Here is a 20,510-nt window from a genome sequence, read left to right as displayed (position 1 = left end):
GTTTCATCTTTATGTTCTTTCAACCATTTTATGTTAATTCATTGAAAATTAATTTGAAATAGAAGAGGAACCATTGATTTTCAACAATATGCAGTGTTTTGTGATCAAAACGCCGAAAATCTTGATACATTAAAAAAATAGGTGCGTCTGCATGTACCTCATCTCCTAACAACAATATCATCCATTGAATGGTTAGTGTAATGCTATTTGAATTCAGTTACCTTTCAAGCTGATCGCTAAATAAAAATGAAAAATGCTCTTATCCTAAAATAAGGATAAGAGCATCTGCTGCATACATATATCTTGTTGCTGTTTTGCTTAGTGGATACTCAACGTATTGTCGAGCACGAGAGGTTTAATTAAAACAGGATAGAACGTGAGATTATTACAAGAAGGATAAACAGAACTAGAATGATTCCGAAGGTACTTCCGAAACCTCCGCCGCCGCAACCAACATTGCAGCCGCCGTAGCCTTGATTTACGCCTGCTACGTTATTTCCATATCCAACAGGTCCTTGACCTACGCCGCCCACATTTCCTACTCCATAACCGCCCATGTGTTCATCTCCTTTTGTTTAGGTACAGAGTAGCATATGTCTATATTGTTGAAAGGTTTGGGCAGTACAAAAAAATGGACTCTTTAATCCGGTATCCAAAAAAACCCCTCGGTGCTTAAAGCGCCGAGGGGTTTTGGTATTAGTATAGAGTTAGGTATTGATCGCGTTCCCATTGGTGAACTTGCGTTCTGTACATATCCCATTCGATTTCTTTCAACTCGTAGAAGTGAGCAAGTGCGTGATCGCCAAGTGCTTCACAAACGATGTCGCTTCTCAGCATCTCATCAAGTGCTTCTTTCAGATCCAGCGGCAAGCTAGGAATGCCTGAATCCTGACGCTCTTCTTCTGTCATGATGTAGATATTCCGATCTGTTGGTGCCGGCAGCGGCATTCTGTTCTTAATACCGTCAAGGCCCGCTTTCAGCATCACGGCAAGTGCTAAGTAAGGATTCGCTGCAGGATCCGGGTTACGAACCTCTACGCGCGTGCTGAGACCGCGTGAAGCCGGAATACGAATCATTGGCGAACGGTTACTTGCAGACCATGCAACGTAACATGGAGCTTCGTAGCCAGGAACGAGACGCTTATAGGAATTGATCGTTGGGTTTGTAATTGCAGCCATTGCACGGGCATGTACAAGAATGCCTGCCATGTATTGACGAGCAGTTGCGCTAAGACCCAGCTTGTCCTTCTCATCATAAAAAACGTTAGAGTCGCCTTGGAATAAGGATTGGTGACAGTGCATACCTGATCCATTCACGCCAAACAGCGGTTTAGGCATAAATGATGCATGCAAGCCATGCTCACGAGCAACGGTTTTTACAACGAGCTTGAACGTTTGAATTTGATCGGCAGCTTTAATGGCATCTGCATATTTGAAATCAATTTCATGCTGGCCAGGAGCTACTTCATGATGTGAAGCTTCAATTTCGAAGCCCATTTCTTCCAGTGTAAGAACGATCTCACGACGACAGTTCTCACCCATATCCATAGGGGCTAAGTCGAAGTATCCGCCTTGGTCATTTAGCTCAGTAGTTGGCTCGCCGCGCTCATCCGTTTTGAACAAGAAAAATTCCGGCTCTGGACCAACATTCATTGCAGTGTATCCCATCTCTTCTGCTTCCTTCAAGGCACGCTTCAAAATACCGCGCGGATCTCCAGCGAATGGCGTCCCATCCGGCATGTAGATGTCGCAAATCAAACGTGCTACGCGATCTTGCGTTACCCAAGGGAATACAACCCAAGTATCTAAGTCAGGATATAAGTACATGTCCGATTCTTCAATACGAACATAGCCTTCGATGGAAGAACCATCAAACATCATTTTATTGTCTAGTGCTTTATCAAGTTGGCTCACAGGAATTTCTACGTTTTTAATCGTTCCTAGCAAATCCGTAAATTGCAAACGAATAAAACGAACATTTTGTTCCTGTGTAATACGTTTAATATCCTCTTTAGTATAACTCACAGAATCATCTCCTCAGTTAGCTAACGTTAGTTGTTGAAAATCAAATTAACGTTTATTTAAGAAACGGGTCAATTGACCTTGAATAAGTGAAGCTTGGCCTGGTCTTTTTTCTAGAAGCTGCTGCTTAAGCAGTCTGTGAAGCTGTTGATCGGATAGCTCCCGACGCTTCACTTCGGATTGTTCACTTACAATCGTAGCATCATCGGATTCCTTGGAAACCGGATTCATCACTTGCTTAATACCCGCAATGTTGACGCCTTTTTCAATCAATGATTTTATTTCCAAAAGCCGCTCTACGTCATTAAACGAAAATAATCGTTGATTCCCTGCTGTTCTAGCAGGCACAATTAATTCATGCTGCTCATAATATCGAATTTGGCGGGCCGTTAAGTCCGTCAGTTTCATTACGATACCGATGGGAAATAAGGCCATATTTCTACGAATCTCATCAGCCATGTCGCATCAACCTTCCAGTCGCTCATTTACTTTACTATGTCCATTCTAAACGTTATACCGCAAATGTGTCAAGTTGTGTAAGGTTTGGTCACAATTAATCCGCTATTCACGAGTCGATATAACGCCGTCAAAACACCATATTTGGCATGAGCATATGTAAGCCCGCCTTGCATGTAAGCGATGTAAGGTTCACGAATAGGCGCATCCGCAGAAAGCTCTAGGCTCCCACCTTGTATGAATGTTCCCGCCGCCATAATGACAGCATTCTCATAACCCGGCATATCCCATGGTTCAGGCACAACATGTGAATCTACCGCTGCCGCCTGCTGAATGCCTTGAACGAAAGCGATAAGCTGTTCCGCTTGTCCAAATCGCACAGCTTGGATGAGATCCGTACGCGGTTCATTCCATCGGGGCTTCGTTTCAAAACCCAACTCTTCGAACATCGCCGCTGCCAGTACGCTGCCTTTAATGGCTTGTCCCACTAGGTGAGGAGCTAAAAATAGTCCTTGGTATATGTTACGAAGAGTACCAAGCATAGCTCCAACTTCTCCGCCAATCCCAGGAGCTGTCAATCGATAGGCAGCAGCCTCAACAGCAGAGGCCTTCCCTGCGATGTATCCGCCCGTCTCCGCCAAGCCCCCGCCTGGGTTCTTGATAAGAGACCCTGCCATCAAATCTACGCCAACCTCAGTTGGCTCGAGAAGCTCCGTAAACTCACCATAGCAATTATCTACAAAAACAAGGAGATCCGGCTTTACAGCTTTCACACGCTTCACCATTGCTTCAATTTCAGCTATGGTGAATGACGCTCGCCAATCATAGCCGCGCGAGCGCTGTATGCCGATTACTTTCGTTGTTGAACGAATGGATTTTTCAATTTCTTCCCAATTCAAGCTTCCATCCTCTTGGAGCGGAACCTCTGAGTATCTGATGCCAAAATCCTGCAAGGACCCTGTACCGTCGCCAGGTTTACCAATAACCTTATGTAGTGTATCGTAAGGTCTTCCGGTTATATACAAAAGCTCATCGCCTGGCCGCAGCACCCCAAATAAAGCACAGCTAATGGTATGTGTTCCAGACACGAAATGAGGTCTGACAATAGCAGCTTCCGCTCCCATTACATCGGCATAGACAAGATCCAAAACTTCACGGCCGCGATCGTTATAGCCATAACCTGTTGAACCCGTAAAATGAAAATCACTTACTTTATGTTTTTGAAACGCCTGAATGACTTTCCACTGATTGCGCTCTGCAATTCGGTCAACTGATCGAAAGGCTTCGGTTGCCAACAACTCGGCTTCCTCTGCCAGCCCTTCTAGCTGCTCCCAGAGCGCCTGATTCTCATGTTGCATACTCATTACAATATCTTCTCCTTAAAAGTTTTGCGCAGCAAAACTTAACTTCGTAAGCATTCGCTTCGTTTTGCGCAGCAAAACTTAGCTTTGTAAGCATCTGCATAGTCTTGCACTGCAAAACTTACTTCTCTACATATTCCTTCAGTCGATGACCATGCTGCTCATATTGCTGTCTGCTCACTTGAACGGTCAGACGCAGCGATTCCTCGTTAACCTCTTGATTGATTACCTCACCGCTGCGGTAGGCAAGTGCAATTAGGTCGCCGCGCTCAGCTGGCACGTTAAAGGTGAGCGTATCACCGCTTAGCTTATCTTGAATTGTCAGACGAAGGAGCTCAAGATCGTCTGCCTCATAGGCGCTAATAACGAGTGTATCGCCGCCTGTCAATGGCAAATCGGCTAATGTACCGTTTTCGCTGACCATATCCTTTTTGTTATAGACCATTACCGTAGGCTTGTCGGATGCGCCAAGGTCACCCATGATTTTATTTACCACTTTTATTTGCTCATCACGCATCACGGAGCTGCTGTCAATGACATGCAAAACCAGATCAGCCTCACACACTTCCTCTAGCGTCGCACGGAAAGCAGCAACAAGGTCATGGGGCAGATTCTGAATAAAGCCTACCGTATCCGTCAGGACTACTTCACGGCCGTTAGGAAGCTCTAGCGCACGCGATGTTGGATCCAGTGTAGCGAAAAGTTGATTCTCTACATAAACATCAGCTTGCGTTAATTCCCGCAGCAAAGTGGATTTACCTGCATTCGTATAGCCTACCAGAGCAACTTGAATGGCCCCAGATTTCTTCCGCCGCTCTCTATGCAGCTTCCGATGACGAACAAGCTCATCGAGGACTGTCTTCAGATCGAAGATTCGATCACGAATGTGACGGCGATCGGTTTCCAGCTTTGTCTCACCGGGACCGCGCGTCCCGATTCCACCGCCAAGACGAGAGAGGTTTTTGCTTTGACCAGATAAACGCGGCAGCAAGTAGCTGAGCTGTGCAAGCTCGACCTGAATAATACCTTCTCTTGTTTTCGCACGTCCCGCAAAAATATCTAAAATCAGCTGTGTACGGTCTACTATTTTCAAATCAAGCGCCTCTTCAAGGTTTCTTACCTGTGCCCCAGAGAGCTCTTGATCAAATATGGCTGTCGTTGCGCCAAATTCTTCTGCCAAAGCTTTGACCTCTTGTACCTTGCCTTTTCCAATAAACCATTTGGAATCCACAGATTCTTTATTTTGCGTTATGGTAGTAAGAACCTCTACACCTGCGGTTTCGGTCAGTTGGACTAACTCCTGCAAGGAATGCTCAGGATCTCCGCCCTTTCGCTTGTCATTTGAAGTAACCAAGCTAATCAATATCGCTTTCTCAATCATATCGGGATTCGTATCGAATGTCTTCTCGCTCATCTCATACTCCTTCTAACCTTCTGCGTGTTTAAAGCTTAGTATCCCATTTCAAATCATCCGGCCTGATTGTCATTAGATCCTGCTTTGCCGGAACGGAACTCGCATATTGTGTAAGCAAGCGAACCGCTTGATATCTAATAGCCTTCTCAATAGCGTTTCTAACATACCTTGCATTGCTGAACGAAAACTCTGCATTTAACTTTTCTTGCATCAAATGCTGCCTCAGCTTAAAAATCGTTTGCGGCATCAAAATATAATCGCGATCTTTGACCATTAGCTCGCTAATTTGAATCAATTGATCGACGGTATAATCAGGGAATTCAATTTGAATTGGAAATCTTGATGGCAAACCAGGGTTAGTAAGCAGAAAGTCATCGATTTCCGAAGGATAGCCTGCCAAAATAAGCACAAACTGATTCCGATTATCCTCCATTGCTTTTACCAACGTATCGATAGCCTCTTTGCCGAAATCTTTTTCTCCCCCGCGTGCCAAACTATAGGCCTCATCAATAAATAGTACCCCACCGATAGCTTTTCGAACCAAATCACGTGTTTTTTGAGCCGTATGTCCAATATATTCGCCTACTAGATCGGCTCGCTCTACTTCAATCATATGACCCTTCGTCAAGACACCCATCTTCTGAAACAGCTTAGCAACAATTCTTGCAATCGTCGTTTTCCCAGTGCCCGGATTTCCCTTGAAAATCATATGATACACATGAGAACCGCCAAATAAGCCTGCTTCGGAGCGCATTCGATTAATATAAAGCAAAGCGTATATTTCATAGACCAATGATTTCACATTTTCCATGCCGATCATCGGCTCTAGTTCCTTCTGTATATCTGCATAATGATCAACACTCGGCAGCGGTTTGAGAGCTGGAATCGGCTCCACATCCAGCGCATGCGCAGATGCTCCGCTCTGAAAGGTTTCTTGGCTTCTTAGGACCACATTGATTTGGCGGGAAGGTCTTGCGGAGCCATTTCCATTGCCAGGTCCAGATATGACGTTACCACTCATCTGTCGCATCACCTATCCTTTGCATCAAGAGCTATAGCGGCTAACCGCACTACAAGTTTATTCTATCTTGCAGTTGCATATTAGCAGATTTACAACCCTTAAACAGAAGAGCGAATTCCGAGAGTAAGAAGCAACCAGTCCAGCTTCCATTTCGTAAAGGCAAGTACTTCTCGCGATTCATTATAAACAGGATTTAAAACAAGTGAGCTTGTTGCTGCCACTTGAAATCCCTTATATTTAAGCTGTTTGGCTATTTCCTTCGCTCTTGCTGCGTGATAGTCATGAGTAATGACAACGAGCTTAGACAACTTATTTTGAGCTGCAATTTCTTTGCTGTACAATAAATTTTCATAGGTACTCGTCGATTTATCTTCTAGCAACAGCTTGTCAGCTGAAATACCTTTTGCAATTAAATAGTCGCGCATGCCCTCAGCTTCCGTTTTGGTAGCCCCGTTTGCATCCAATCCCCCAGATAAAATAAGCTTGCCTACCGCACCCTCCTCATACAACCGGAAAGCAAGGTTTAGTCTTTCCTTCAAGGCTGGACTAGGAGCATTATTCCAAAGCGCTGCACCAAGCACAATGCCAGCATCCGCTTTTGCAATTGGCTTGTCCGCTTCAAACCCATTAATTAACCATAATAAATATCCGCACCAAAACACGCCTGCGCATACTAGCCAAGCAGCAACACGAAACAGGAGCAGCCACGTATGATTCTTTTTGGAACGTTTACGCGGTCTGCTCCTTCTGCTCGTTGCAGCCCTCATGATTCGCTTAGCTCTCCTGTACGTTCTAGCAAGCTTTTGCGATGCTTCAGGCTAAGTGTGAAATATCGAAATCGTCCATTACGAATACTGGAAAGCAATCTGCCAGCCGTTTTCTTTGCAAGCGCAACATCTTTGCCGTTCACGTCACCTTGCTTAAGAGCGTCCTCAAGTTCATCTTCATCCATAAGAAATACTTCTCCGCTTGGAAGCACAACAACATCTAGATATAGATCATCAAACCAAGGCACCTGCTGATCCGTCAAACCCTGAGTCTTACATACATCAATATACCACTGTACAACGCGACCCTTATCATCAAACATCGTCGTGACCACAAAATGCTCGCCCTTAGGAAAATGCTGCATCCATAAATAACCTCGGTCAGCCAAGCAAAGCTTTCGTCCGTTATATTCCTTCCACAACGGCTCACGCAACTCATGTATGCGATAGAATGTAACGAGACCTCTGAACTCCTCGCCGTCAAGCGCCAGGCACGAATAGCTTTTGCGCAAGATACGCCTCCAGTTGGCCCGGTCTGAAAATTTTCTCTTCATACGGAACGTACCTTTCCGGTCATTCGGGTATTACCCGTTACTACATGCGAATGCACCTCTTAGTTTTGGTGGAGCAATAACCAACATGCGACTAACGACTGTTGAAATCTTCCTATAAAAAAAGATTACCATAACTTAACGTCCATCTCCAGCAGACAACGAAAATAAACCAAGCTTCATTGTCCAAAATAAAAAATCGCTGCCCCTTTGGGACAGCGATTCTCATTAGTTTTCTTCAATATCAATGGATTCAATGATAATACTTTCGGTTGGCAAATTATTTTTTATCGGAGTTTGGGAAATAGTCTTTACAACATCCATACCCTTCTCCACTTTGCCAAAAATTGTATAGTTAGGCTGACGGTTCAAATTAGCTGCGTCGGGTCCTGTACAAATGAAAAATTGACTCCCGCCCGTATTCGGCTCGCTAAAGTTCGCCATGGCTACAATTCCTTCTTCAAACTTTATGTCTGAGCCAAGCTCATCCGGAATGGAATAGCCAGGATTTCCTTTCCCGTTCCTTTTAGGATCGCCTGCTTGAATCATAAATGATTCAATAATACGATAAAAATCGAGTCCTTCATAGAAACCTTCACGTACTAAAAATATGAAGTTGTTCACCGTTACCGGCGCTTCATCGGCGAATAATTTGATTGTAAAATCGCCCTTCGTAGTGTGAAACTTCGCTGAATACGATTTATCGAGGTCAATTTGCATCTCAGGCATTTTCGCCCAACTCATCGTCTTCGGGGATGCCTCCGCGTTTCCGACTGCTTGTCCTGCATCTCGCTTACCGCCACAGCCTGCAACAAGTGCGACTATGGCGATCAGCATGATAAAGGAAAGGAATCGCGTTTTCTTTCTATCCGCCATTACTAACCACCCTATCCTTACGTATTACCGCCGGTTCCAGTGTTTCCTAATGCGTTGTTTGTGTTGCCGCCACCTGTACCATTATCGGTAATAGGCGTTGGAGTTGGATTTTCTGTTCCATTGCCATCACTTGGTTTAGGTGTTGCCTCTGGAGGCAGTGTGGTTCCAGGCTCCGTTGGTTCTCCGCCTTCTCCGTCAATTGGCGGTGTAGGTTCTTCGCCAGTAGGTTCGGTTGGAACAGGCTCCATCGGAATATCCGGATTGATATCCGTTTCTGGAATAACTACTTTAACTTTTGATGAAGGCGCACTTTGCTCATCCGTTTCAGCATTGTATGCAACCACGTAATACTCGTATGTCAGACCAGGGAAAGCACTCATATCATCTACCCCGGTTGATTTAAGCGAGTCTACGAATCGAGTGAATTCCGATTCCGAAGCTTCCTTACGGAATACCTCATAGGTTACATTTCCGTCTTGGATCGGATCCCATGAAAGCTGTACCTTCATCTCCTCAGGAATGAATACAGCGTTAAAATTTTTAATGCTTGCCGGCGGTGTATCTTCTTTCGTTCCTTGAGGCTTAATGAAACTAGATTGTGGAACATTTTTCATTGCAGCCTTCATAACCTTCGAGAATAGAATAGCCGATTGTCTACTGCCAGTCTTTAGGATATGATCCTTATCTGTCTTATCGTATCCCATCCATACAGCACCTGTCCACTCTGGTGTATATCCAACGAACCATGCATCACGGATACCATCACCTCTGTAACCAGGAATACCATGCTGTGTTGTTCCGGTTTTACCCGCTAATGGTCTATTGATGGCAGCTCTTGCACCCGTACCGCCTTTTTCAACAACCGTCTGCATCATGGAGGTTAAATACCATGCTGTTTGAGGTGACATAAGCTGTTTCGATGCCGGTGCCTTGTATTCTTTTTTATAATTATTTTTACCTTCGATCTTCAAAATAGAATGAGGATCTACCGATTTCCCGCCATTTGCAAATACGCTGAATGCTGTAGCCATTTGCATGGTTGTCACACCTTTTGACAGACCGCCGAGAGCAGCCGTCAAGTTTCTGTCTTCCTTCTCCAATTCGATGCCCAGTCTGCTAGCAAACTCGAAACCGCTCTTCAGACCAACTTGATTCAGCATCCATACGGAAGCCAAGTTTCGTGAGTCTTTGATTGCTTGCTGCATCGTAACTGGTGTTGCCCCCCAACGATCTGTAGGACAGTAATTGCTATAACATTTTTTATCATTGGCAAGTACGGTCCATGGGAAGTATTTTCCCGTTTCAAGAGCAGGACCATAGGAGATGATCGGTTTTAAAGCAGAGCCCGGCTGACGTTGAAGTCCAACACGATTAAGACCCTTCTTCTGATAGTCTCGTCCGCCAGATAAAGCTTGAATCGATCCGTCACGGTGATCAATGATAACCATTGCGGTCTGAACTTGTCTGTCATCGACGCTTTTCTCAAAGTTATCATCATCGTCAATTTCTTTATCCATTGCGGTCTGCGCATCTACATTAAGTGTTGTATAAATACGATATCCGCCAATACGCAGCTGTTCCTCAGTAAGCTCAGTCATTTCCATCGCTTCTTGAACAACATAATCAATAAACGCTGGATATTTTTCTACCTTTTTATCCTCATGATTCTCTGGAACCTCATAGACAACTGCCTTAGCTTCCTCCATCTCGGCTGTCGTAATATAGCCCTGATCGTTCATGAGCTTCAATACAACGGCACGACGGGCCATCGAATCATCCGGGTTGGAGATTGGATTATAACGGCTTGGCGCCTTAGGCATTCCCGCTAGTGTTGCGATTTGCCATAGCTCCAGCTTGTCTACGTCCGTGTCAAAATAGAATTTCGAAGCTGCTTTAACACCATAAGCACCTTTACCGAAATAAATCCGATTCAAGTACATGGTCAAAATTTGCTGCTTGGACATTTTGTGTTCAAGCGCAACTGCAATTGAAGCCTCAGTAGCTTTACGGAAAAATGTTTTGTCCGCTGTCAAAAATACGTTTTTGGCAAGCTGTTGCGTAATCGTACTTCCGCCCTCTACCGCGCTTCGCGCAATAACGTCTTTCACAACTGCACGGCCGATTGAGAAGAAGTCGATGCCTGAGTGCGTATAGAAGCGTTGATCCTCAGTGGCCACTATGGCTTCTGTCAGCAATTCAGGAAGTTCTGAGAACTCCGCCGTTTCACGGTTATTTCCTTCCGCACTTAATCGTGCAATTTCGTTTTGATTAACATCATAAATAATCGATGTTTCTCCAAAATCAAGCTTATCTCCTTTTTCGGTCAGAATCCGCTCTCCATTTAGGATAATAAACAGATAACCGATAATACCGCAAATAATTGCGATAACTGCCGTAAAGAAGAACCCATAAAACCATTTCTTGCCCGATATTCTTTTTCGTCCTTTTTTCTTAGTTGCCGTTTTCTTCGGAACTGTTTTGTTGCTTGGTCGCTCAGCCATCGCCGAATCCCCTCCTGGTGTGCCTTATTTCTTCTCTCTATCTTTTCCACGAAACGTAAAGAGCAACCCGCTTGGGAGCGGGTTGCTCTTGCATGCCGCTATCTAGTTAAACGAGACCTGATATTAGAAAGTTTCAAAAAAACTATTCCTATGAATCAGAATGGTTGTTATCCGGCTGCATAAGTGAGACATTTCGCTGCGGGGTAAACGTAGAAATCGCATGTTTATACACCATTTGTTGACGGCCTTCACTGTCAATAATGATCGTGAAGTTGTCAAACGCTTTAATAACGCCCCGAATTTGAAATCCATTCATTAAAAAAACAGTAACAGGTATGTTATCTTTCCGCAGCTGATTAAGAAACGTATCTTGAATATTGATCGACTTGTTCATTGGACGTTACCCCCGTCTTAAAAAGATTGATTAGAAGTATATTCAAGATTAACTTGAAACTTTCCTGCTATTATATCATGAATGGTTAGTAAATTGTTGTGAAAATTTAGTTCCATGTCGATCCAATGAATATCCTTCATATGGCGAAACCATGACAATTGACGTTTGGCAAACCTGCGCGTATCCCTTTTGAGTGTCTCTACTGCTTCTTCCAGCGTGTGATGTCCATTCAAATAATGAGCAATCTCTTTGTAGCCTAGTCCTTGCATAGCTACAGCCTGCGGTGGCAATTCGCGCTCTAGCAGCCCTCGAACCTCTTCTACAAGACCTTGCTCCATCATTACATCTATCCGCTCTTCTATTCTACGATACAATTCAGCACGGTCCATTGTCAAACCGATGATACAAAGCTCGTATGGCGACTCCTTCGTTTGGCCTGCTTGCTGCTCTGAGAAGGTCTGACCCGTCAGATGATAAACCTCCAACGCTCTTATTACGCGGCGGAGATCATTGGGATGCAGTCTTTCGCCTGCTTCTGGATCTATTTCTGCCAAACGTGCATGAAGGGCTTCCGCACCATTTTCAGCTGCATAACGCTCCTGCTCCTGCCGAAAGACCTCATCGGAGCCATTATTCGCAAATTGAAAACCATAGCAGACAGATTCTACATAAAGACCTGTTCCTCCCACGATGAAAGGAAGCTTGCCTCTACTTGCAATATCATTGATTGCCTCAGTAGCTCCTGCCTGAAAATCAGCTACAGAATAAGCAGTTGCAGGATCGCAAATGTCAATAAGATGATGAGGAACGCCCTCGCGCTCTTCAAATGGCAGCTTGGCTGTGCCTATATCCATTCCTTGATAAACCTGCATAGAGTCACCAGAGATGATCTCTGCATTCCATGCTTTGGCAATATCAAGGCTCATGCGCGTTTTCCCTACCGCTGTAGGTCCGATGAGGACAAGCAATGGCTGTTTGCGCGGAGCTGCTTGATCAACTGTCAATGGCTCCTTAATTGTTTGTTCATTCAAAGCTCGATCACTCCATATGCTATTTTCGAGGTATTCACATGCCTCCGCTCGAATCCGAGGCGTGCAAATTCCGTACTAATGCCATTTTCTTTAAGTAATACACTTTTTCTAGCAACTCGCTTTGCCTCATTGATTACTTCACTAGTTAAAGCATCCATATTCGCAATGCCTCGAAGAGGCTCCATTGAACTTGATTCCTTAAGGGGCTGCCTGAACATAGGATCAAAATAAACGATGTCTGCGCTTTTATCCGGCATAGATTTTAAATAATCCAAATGATTCACACAGCGCATCTCGATTCGTCTCATTGCGGCATTCACATCGCTCAGACCTGTTTCGTATCTCGCGAGACCCTCACGTACGAGTGCGCATAATACCGCCTGGCTTTCAATTGCGGTTACCCGACCGTTTTCTCCTGCTGCAAATGAGAAAACCAAGGAGTCAGATGCCAAGCCAGCGGTGCAATCAATAATATGATCACCCGATTCACAGCCTGAGAGCTGGATCAAAGGATCTGTCTCCCCGCGGCGAAGTCGTTTCACACGGACAAATGCCATACTGGGATGAAAATAAAGAGGTGTCTCTGATTGTCCATCATAATAACGCACCTCTTGCTCGGTAACGACAATAAGTCGCTGGTCATCTGTGAGTGTAAGCAGCTTGTTAACAGTAAGGTTTTTGCGATCTAACAGCTTTGCATTCAGCTCGACAGCAAGCCTTGATGCTTGCGCTGCTGAACGTTCGGAAGGCTTAGCCGTTGTTGTAACGATCACGACATCACCCGCTTAAACATTTTTTCCAGCTGATACGTCGATAGATGCACGATAATCGGGCGCCCATGCGGACAAGTATAGGGCTGTTGACAATTACCCAGTCTTGCAAGCAATGAATCACCTTCCTCACGGTTCATGCGATCATTTGCTTTAATTGAAGCTTTGCAAGAACACATAATAGCTGCCTTCTCACGAAGCTTGGCAATATTAATTGATTTCCGTTCAGAGAGAATCAGCTCTGCCATTTCTTCCAGTATTTCTTTTTCTTCTCCTTGAGGCATCCATTCCGGATAGGATCTAACCAGAAACGTTTGGGAACCAAAGGCTTCAAGCTCCACACCGGCCCCCTCAAACAAATGAAGAAGATCCCTAAGCTGTGATGCTTCACCTGCTGTGAATTCAAGGGTTAGCGGTACCAGTAACTGTTGGCTGGCAGCTGCTGGATTTCCAAATTTCTGAAAATAATACTCATAATTTATCCGTTCATGCGCCGCATGCTGATCAATTAAATACAATCCATCCTCCGCTTGTGCCACGATGTATGTACCATGATGCTGTCCAATCCAGTGAAGCTCGGGAAAAATCGGCTTCTCGGATGAATCGGAATGGGTATTTACGGAATCCGCTTGAGATGAATAAGGTACTTCTAACAATTCTGAAGCAGCTGGAGACGAATTCTCCCTTCCTTCACTGGTCTTCAGATAACCTGCGTTCTGCTCATTGTTATTAGGCGTATATGGGATGTTCTCATCTGCTTTAGAGTACAATTGTGCTTCTTCTAAACTGCTGCTTTGCGCTGTGGTGGAAGCTGATTGCTCCCAAGGCGCTTGAACTTCACGAACAGCAAGCTCTTCCGGCTTTAATGTGGAAGGCGGAGCATACAGCTTCTCTGCTGCATTGCGCGGATCATACTCACGCTCTTGCTGGAAGGTATTATAGGAAGCTGACTGTCCTCCGCCAGTACCTTGTGAGGAACGAGTTTGCTGATTTGTACGAGCCTCCTGTGCATTTTGCGCAGAGAAGGGCTTAAACCCATCACTCATAGGCTCAGGTCGATGAAAGGAAATGACGTCCTGTACAAACAGAGCCTTAGAACGCTCGGGCTTCGTGCTCGACTCCGGACCAGGAATGTGACGCTGACGGCTAAGCACAGCTTTAACCGCATCCTCTATTAATGATCTTAGTTCAGGCTCTTTACTGAATCTCACTTCCAGCTTAGAAGGATGAACGTTGACATCGAGCAAGCTTGGATGCATGCCAAGCTCGATAACCGCAAGCGGAAATCGATGAATGGGAAGCAAGGTATGATAAGCCTGCAACAAGGACTGATTAATTGTATGGCTGCGAATATACCGACCATTCACAATAGCCGTAATGCCATTTCGATTCGCGCGTGTCAGCTCAGGCTTGGAAATATAACCGCGAAGCTCGTAATCAGCTGTCTCCGCTTCTATCGGAAGCATGACCTTAGCTGTGTTTGAACCGTAAACAGCAGCAATAACCTGCAATCTATCACCTGTACCGAGCGTTCGCAATAGTACATTGCCATTATGGGTGAAGGTAAATGCAATGCCCGGATGAGCAAGTGCAATTCGGTTAATAAAATCTGAAATATGACCTAGCTCTGTTTGGATGGCTTTCATGTATTTCAACCGAGCCGGAGTGTTATAAAATAAATCTCGCACCGTAATATCCGTACCCTGTGGCGCATTCGCCGGTTCGTCAACGGTAACCGTACCGCCTTCTATAACGATGCGGCGCGCAAGACCTGTAGAAGTCTCAGAAGAGACGCACTGTAAGCGCGATACAGCGGCAATACTGGGGAGCGCTTCTCCCCGAAAGCCTAGGCTCGCTATCCGAAACAGATCGCTGCTCGTCGCAATTTTACTCGTTGCATGACGTTGAAAGGCAGTAACAATATCCCCCGCCTCAATTCCAAATCCATTATCCAGAACACGGATTAGTGTCAAGCCGCCCTCTTCAATGGTTACATCGACAGTCGTGCTGCCTGCATCGACCGCATTCTCAACCAGCTCCTTTACAACAGAAGCTGGTCGCTCAACGACCTCACCGGCAGCAATCTGGTTGGCAAGCTGCTCGTCCAGCACTTTTATTTTGGCCATGACCTCACCATTCCCTTCCTGCTTAACTAGTCGTTTAATTTACTCTTTCTATCATTCAACCACTGCATCGCTTGCATAGGTGTCATATTAAATAAATCAAGCTTGCGAAGCTGATCTGCCAGCTCTTCCGCTTTCGGATTTACTTTGCGCTTTGGCGGTTCAACTTCTAGACTCGCAGCTGGTTCATCAAAAATCGAAAGCTGAACGATTCCGCGAGGCTCCGCTACCCTGTCAGCAGCAGCGGCAGTCTTTGATCCTGCTCCCTCGATGGAATCATCATCCAGCAGCTCGTAAGCTCGGCCAATTATAGACTGAGGCAGTCCTGCCAGCTGAGCACAGTAGATACCATAACTCGTGCTGGCTGCTCCTGGAATCAACTTTCTAAGAAACGTTACATTATCGCCGCTTTCCTCAACTGCCATACGTGCGTTTGTAAGAGAAGGCAATGATTCCTCAAGATGCGCAAGCTCATGGAAATGTGTGGATACGAGTGCTTTGCAGCCAATATGATGATGAACATATTCAATTACCGCTTGTGCGATAGCCATGCCCTCACCTGTCGAGGTGCCGCGTCCAAGCTCATCAATAATGACGAGACTGTTAGATGTTGCTTTCTCCGTCATCACTTGAATATCTTTCATTTCAACCATGAACGTGCTTTGTCCGCCAATTAGGTCATCAGCAGCCCCAATTCTTGTGAAAATACGATCGATTAACGGAACGACTGCCCCTTTCGCTGGAACGAAGCAGCCAATTTGCGCCATGATGCAAATCAGGGCGACTTGACGCATATAGGTGCTTTTCCCTGCCATGTTGGGTCCTGTAATAAGGAGCATCCACTGCTCGTCCTTTTGAAGCTCCGTATTATTGGCTATAAATGGAGTGCCGTCCATCATGGCCTCAACGACAGGATGCTTGCCATCCTCGATTCGAAGATCATAATCTTCTGTAACTCTAGGTCTTGCAAAACGACGCTCCGCACTGACAGTAGCGAGTGATTGATACACATCAAGCTCTGCAATAACAGCGGCAGCCTTCTGCAGCCTATGAAGGTGTAAAGCCAAATGGTCTCGAAGCTCTATGAAGCGTTCATACTCCAAATCGACCATTTTATCCTCAGCTTCAAGAATAAGCCTTTCCTTCTCCTTCAGCTCAGGCGTCACAAATCTTTCTGCATTCGCTAGCGTCTGCTTGCGCTCATATCTTCCCTCAGGGAGCATTGAAAGGTTCGCTTTGGAAACCTCTAAGTAATAGCCGAAAATTCGGTTATAGCCGATTTTTAAATTTTTGATGCCGGTCGCCGCTCGCTCTTGAACCTCTAGCTCCGCAAGCCATTTCTTCCCGTTCGTGCTCGCTTCTCGCAGCTGATCCAAATACGCATCATATCCAGCGCGAATAAGTCCCCCTTCACGAATGGTAATAGGCGGCTCGTCTACGAGAACCGTTTCGATTAAATCAGCCAAATCTGAACAATTATCCGCACCTTCTACAAGAGCTTGGAGAACTTTTGATCCAGATTGCTCACATAATGCTGTCAGTTGCGGTATACGACGGATGGAGCTGCGAAGAGCGTTAAGATCACGACCGTTTGCATTTCCGAAAGCAACCCTGCCGACTAACCTCTCCAAATCATAAATGGGAGAGAGCTCTGCACGAATGTCATCGCGCAAGATTAAGTTGCGATACAAAATCTCTACCGCATCCAAGCGAGCTTCGACAGCGGTACTGCTTAACAGCGGTTTATCAATCCAGCGGCGCAGCATCCGTCCACCCATGGAGGTTTGTGTACGATCAAGCAGCCATAGAAGCGAGCCTTTCTTATTGCGGTCACGCACCGTTTCTGTAAGCTCCAAATTTCTTCTCGTATAGTGATCCAAAATCATATATTGATTCGGTTCATAGGTAGAGATAGTACGAACATGTCCGAGAGAGCGCTTCTGCGTCTCATCCAGGTAGCCGGTTAAGACACTTACAGCTTGCAAGCGTGCGCCTGATAATTTGCTCAATTCGGCATCACCATATTGTTCCGCAAGCTTCTCTGGGCTCATTGCCTCACGCGGAGTAAGCAGCATTTGTCTGTTCCAAGCTGCTGCTGTCTCAATCCGGCTCAGAAGCTCACCATCGCCAACGATCTCAGACGGTTGATACACATTTATCTCGTCAACAAGCCCTTCCAAATGCGATGGGAAAGACGTGACATAAAGTTCGCCTGTTGATAAATCACAAGCCGAAATTCCCATCATGCCGCCCACGCTAACCGCAGACGCAATAAAGTTATTGGCCTTGCCTTCAAGTGATTTGGATTCCATAACCGTACCCGGTGTAATAATTCGAACAATTTCTCGACGAACCATTCCTTTTGCCGCCGAAGCTTCTTCGACTTGTTCACAAATAGCTACCTTGTAGCCTTTTTCAACCAATCGGCTTATATAATTCTCGGCGGAGTGATAAGGTACGCCGCACATCGGTATTTTTTGCTCGGCGCCGCCCTCTCTGCCGGTCAATGTTATTTCCAGCTCACGTGAAGCCGCAATGGCATCATCAAAAAACATCTCATAAAAATCGCCTAACCGAAAAAATAGGAAAGCATCCTTCGCTTGTTCTTTTATTGCAAGATATTGCAAAATCATCGGAGTATATCCAGCCATTCCGATCCCCCTCAACGTTATTAATAAAGCGAAGTCTTCTCCGCGAATTAATATTTAATATGATTAATTATGATTCGGAAATCTACTGAACTCTTGCTCGACATGCAGTAAACATCAGATATCTATTATACCAAGCGGAATGCTAGTACGCCATAACGAAGAAGCAGGTACGTATTTCCGTACCTGCCTCTTCGTTATGGCATGATTAGTATTTGATCTATTTGTTCATTGGAATTCGCCATTTGATGCGAATATCCGTGCTCTCATCCCAAGCGGAACCGCGCCGCACCGCTTCAAGCAGCGGCTCGATGTATGCCGCTAACGCTTCGTAACTTGCCGTGCCGGCGATGGATGTCGCCAAACTATCGAAGCAGCCTGCGAGCTCTGTGCGATCGCCGGCGTAATATGCTGCAACATACCGTTCATCAAGAGCAGGTATGTTAGTCAAGGTTTCAGATTCGCGTGCGCAAAGAAGCGACAGCGCGAATGCGGCTTTTGCCGCTGCTGGCGAGATAAGCCAGCTTGGCAGCGTTCGGTATTCGAACCCGCCATGCGGCTGCAGGCGGAAATCGCCGAGCGTTCCGTAGCGAGGACGGCGGGCCCGCCCGGCGGGGTCCTCTACGAGAGCTAGCGGAAAAGCCGCGCAGCTGTCGAGAAGGCGGAGCAAGCGTGTCGTAAGCGGCACTCCGCTGAGGTGAATGTGCCCGCCGAGCGCCAGCCCGGGTACGGGCATTGCTCCAGCGGCCCAGCGCAAAGCGGGGTCGCTGATGCGGCTGGCGGCGCGGAGCAATAGCCGCCGTACATTCGCGGCGAGCCCGGCGGGGTCCTCCGCCGGCTCTGGCCGCAGCTCGGCGACGGGATAGAGCAGCCGTCGCCCAATGAGCACAGCATCGGCTCCAGCAGCCCCGCCGACGCCAGCTCCAAAAAAACGTGACGCCGCCGCGACCTTCCCTCCCGGCGTCACCAGCACAAACTCCGGATCAGCGCCGATTAGCAGCGGCGGACGATCCGCAGACTCCGCTCTCACCGCCGCATGCCACGCGGCGAATCGCTTCAGCATCGCAGCCTCCAGCATCGTATCCCTCAGCGTCGGCCAAGCTGCTCGGACGGCTGTACGCCCGTCCCCGCCCAGCGCGACCTCAGCCTCGCCGATATCGAGGCCTAGCGCGTAAAGAGCCCCCACGGCGGTGCGTACCACCCGCCTCATAGCTGGGTCCTCCGGCCATTGCCCGATACTTACCGCTTCACCTGCTTCTGCGCGAATGAGGGGCTTGCCCTTATAAGGTCTGCCAGCAGCATCAATACGCAGCATCTCCACAGGCTCCAAATGAACAATGCTAATCCGATATAGTCGTTCATTTACAATCGGCGATCCCCCGCATAAGCCGGCTCTTTTCCATATACGATACTTCTCCTCGGATGTCATACATGCTGTAAGGTGACCATTAACATTCAGTACCCATGCACCTTTAAATCGATGACTTTCAATGGAACGGGCAGTTGACCATGCAATTACCGCATCGCCTGAGGACACAGCTGTCCAAGACTGTGCATGAAGCGGCGTACCGCTTTGCTCTCCAGACATAAGGACATCTCGATCTCCAAAAGTAACTCTCTCCAACCGATCATAGCTGCCACGCCAAATCCATGTTGAAGCCATCGCGTTTCCCGCCTTCTTCATAATGAGCCCTTTTTTATTAATCAAAAAAAAGAGAGGGCTTTCGCCCTCGAATTTGCCGCTCGCGCAGCATATGATACCTTAACAGCAAAGCTTCCCGGCTTGCTTACAGCTCATCGTCCAGCAAATCTGGATCCAAATCCTCATAATCGTCATCGCCGAGGCTGAATTCCAAATCCTTGCCGTCCAGGTCGCCGCAACCGCCTGGAAGAACGGCTACACAAACCTTAGTCTCGGCGACTAACTCTACAGAAAACTCACGTTCTACACGAACGACAACACCTGAGCCGTTCGATGAAATGTTAGCTTCAATACAGTTAGGCTCTTGAATCACATCGGCAGACACTTCTACAGTAGCTGGCCGATGCTTCGGATCTACATAAGATAGGTTGACATGCTCAACGTAACTCACTGATTCCTTCGCCACGTCCGTTTGCGAGTTTTTGCTGTACGAATACCAAATATTGATATCGTAAGTACCAATAACCTCAATACCGTCTCCCGAACGAACCGCTTCATATTGATGATTAATAATCCATGCACCCAAAATACTAGTCGGATGATGAGGCGGTGTTACGGTATGGGTTGCAGTGGAAAACTTACGACCTTTGCCGCAGACAGCCTTAGTAATTATTTCTCTGTACTGGAGCTGTTTATCTGCAATAGTCATTGATTTAACCTCCTCCATACAATCATTCATTTAAAGTGTATGCTGGACGTAGGCGTTTGTTGATTAAACAAGTCTGATCCAACAAATTTATTTTGCAAACGCCTTAAAACATTGTCTTTTCTCTCCAATTCAGCTCGCTCCATATGTATGAGAGTAAAAGAAAAGCAGCCAAAATATGACTAGAAGCCAACTGCGAAGCCTTTTATCGGTAGATCTTTTTTATG

17 protein-coding genes are annotated in these 20,510 nt (G+C 46.3%); all 17 read right to left on the bottom strand.

Annotated elements, in window-relative coordinates:
- Nucleotides 1-359: 359 nt before the first annotated feature.
- Nucleotides 360-557: a YjcZ family sporulation protein gene (locus AC0YOD_RS10160; protein ID WP_475799146.1), complete on the bottom strand. Its 198-nt coding sequence runs from the start codon at nt 555-557 to the stop codon at nt 360-362.
- 139 nt (nt 558-696) lie between these two features.
- Entirely contained in the window at nt 697-2,025 is a 1,329-nt protein-coding gene (gene glnA / locus AC0YOD_RS10155; protein WP_475799145.1) for a type I glutamate--ammonia ligase, read from the bottom strand.
- A 45-nt stretch (nt 2,026-2,070) separates the two neighbouring features.
- On the bottom strand, nt 2,071-2,481 hold the full coding sequence (locus AC0YOD_RS10150) for a MerR family transcriptional regulator (protein WP_076334621.1): 411 nt from the start codon (nt 2,479-2,481) through the stop codon (nt 2,071-2,073).
- 68 nt (nt 2,482-2,549) lie between these two features.
- Nucleotides 2,550-3,842, bottom strand: coding sequence for a methionine gamma-lyase family protein (locus tag AC0YOD_RS10145; RefSeq protein WP_475799144.1), 1,293 nt, complete (start codon nt 3,840-3,842; stop codon nt 2,550-2,552).
- A gap of 118 nt (nt 3,843-3,960) precedes the next feature.
- Complete coding sequence (hflX, locus tag AC0YOD_RS10140; RefSeq protein WP_475799143.1) at nt 3,961-5,253, bottom strand: GTPase HflX; 1,293 nt, start codon at nt 5,251-5,253, stop codon at nt 3,961-3,963.
- A 28-nt stretch (nt 5,254-5,281) separates the two neighbouring features.
- Nucleotides 5,282-6,274 carry an AAA family ATPase gene (locus tag AC0YOD_RS10135; protein WP_475799142.1) on the bottom strand — a complete coding sequence of 331 codons (993 nt, stop codon included), beginning with the start codon at nt 6,272-6,274 and terminating at the stop codon, nt 5,282-5,284.
- Nucleotides 6,275-6,372: 98 nt separating this feature from the next.
- Nucleotides 6,373-7,041: a YdcF family protein gene (locus tag AC0YOD_RS10130; RefSeq protein WP_475799141.1), complete on the bottom strand. Its 669-nt coding sequence runs from the start codon at nt 7,039-7,041 to the stop codon at nt 6,373-6,375.
- Complete coding sequence (locus AC0YOD_RS10125) at nt 7,038-7,595, bottom strand: ribonuclease FAU-1 family protein (protein ID WP_475799140.1); 558 nt, start codon at nt 7,593-7,595, stop codon at nt 7,038-7,040. The genes AC0YOD_RS10130 and AC0YOD_RS10125 overlap by 4 nt, the downstream gene beginning before the upstream one ends.
- Before the next feature lie 225 nt (nt 7,596-7,820).
- On the bottom strand, nt 7,821-8,468 hold the full coding sequence (locus tag AC0YOD_RS10120) for a peptidylprolyl isomerase (protein WP_475799139.1): 648 nt from the start codon (nt 8,466-8,468) through the stop codon (nt 7,821-7,823).
- Between the two features lie 17 nt (nt 8,469-8,485).
- The gene (locus tag AC0YOD_RS10115; protein WP_475799138.1) at nt 8,486-10,969 is read right to left on the bottom strand and encodes a transglycosylase domain-containing protein; all 2,484 of its coding nucleotides are present in this window, start codon (nt 10,967-10,969) and stop codon (nt 8,486-8,488) included.
- A 148-nt stretch (nt 10,970-11,117) separates the two neighbouring features.
- Nucleotides 11,118-11,363 carry an RNA chaperone Hfq gene (hfq, locus tag AC0YOD_RS10110; protein ID WP_475799137.1) on the bottom strand — a complete coding sequence of 82 codons (246 nt, stop codon included), beginning with the start codon at nt 11,361-11,363 and terminating at the stop codon, nt 11,118-11,120.
- A gap of 17 nt (nt 11,364-11,380) precedes the next feature.
- A complete protein-coding gene (miaA, locus tag AC0YOD_RS10105; protein ID WP_475799136.1) occupies nt 11,381-12,394 on the bottom strand; it encodes a tRNA (adenosine(37)-N6)-dimethylallyltransferase MiaA in 1,014 nt (337 codons plus the stop codon).
- Nucleotides 12,391-13,167, bottom strand: a complete 777-nt coding sequence (locus tag AC0YOD_RS10100) for a class I SAM-dependent methyltransferase (RefSeq protein WP_475799135.1) — start codon at nt 13,165-13,167, stop codon at nt 12,391-12,393. Before AC0YOD_RS10100 ends, miaA begins: the two co-directional genes overlap by 4 nt.
- Nucleotides 13,164-15,290, bottom strand: a complete 2,127-nt coding sequence (gene mutL / locus AC0YOD_RS10095; RefSeq protein WP_475799134.1) for a DNA mismatch repair endonuclease MutL — start codon at nt 15,288-15,290, stop codon at nt 13,164-13,166. The genes AC0YOD_RS10100 and mutL overlap by 4 nt, the downstream gene beginning before the upstream one ends.
- 26 nt (nt 15,291-15,316) lie before the next feature.
- Nucleotides 15,317-17,938: a DNA mismatch repair protein MutS gene (gene mutS / locus AC0YOD_RS10090; protein ID WP_475799133.1), complete on the bottom strand. Its 2,622-nt coding sequence runs from the start codon at nt 17,936-17,938 to the stop codon at nt 15,317-15,319.
- 217 nt (nt 17,939-18,155) lie between these two features.
- Nucleotides 18,156-19,598, bottom strand: a complete 1,443-nt coding sequence (locus AC0YOD_RS10085; protein ID WP_475799132.1) for a putative amidoligase domain-containing protein — start codon at nt 19,596-19,598, stop codon at nt 18,156-18,158.
- A 124-nt stretch (nt 19,599-19,722) separates the two neighbouring features.
- A complete protein-coding gene (locus AC0YOD_RS10080; protein ID WP_475799131.1) occupies nt 19,723-20,286 on the bottom strand; it encodes an outer spore coat protein CotE in 564 nt (187 codons plus the stop codon).
- Nucleotides 20,287-20,510: the final 224 nt, after the last annotated feature.

The sequence above is a fragment of the Paenibacillus sp. J31P13 genome, assembly GCF_056269295.1.
This window is presented reverse-complemented; position numbering and strand designations above follow the sequence as displayed.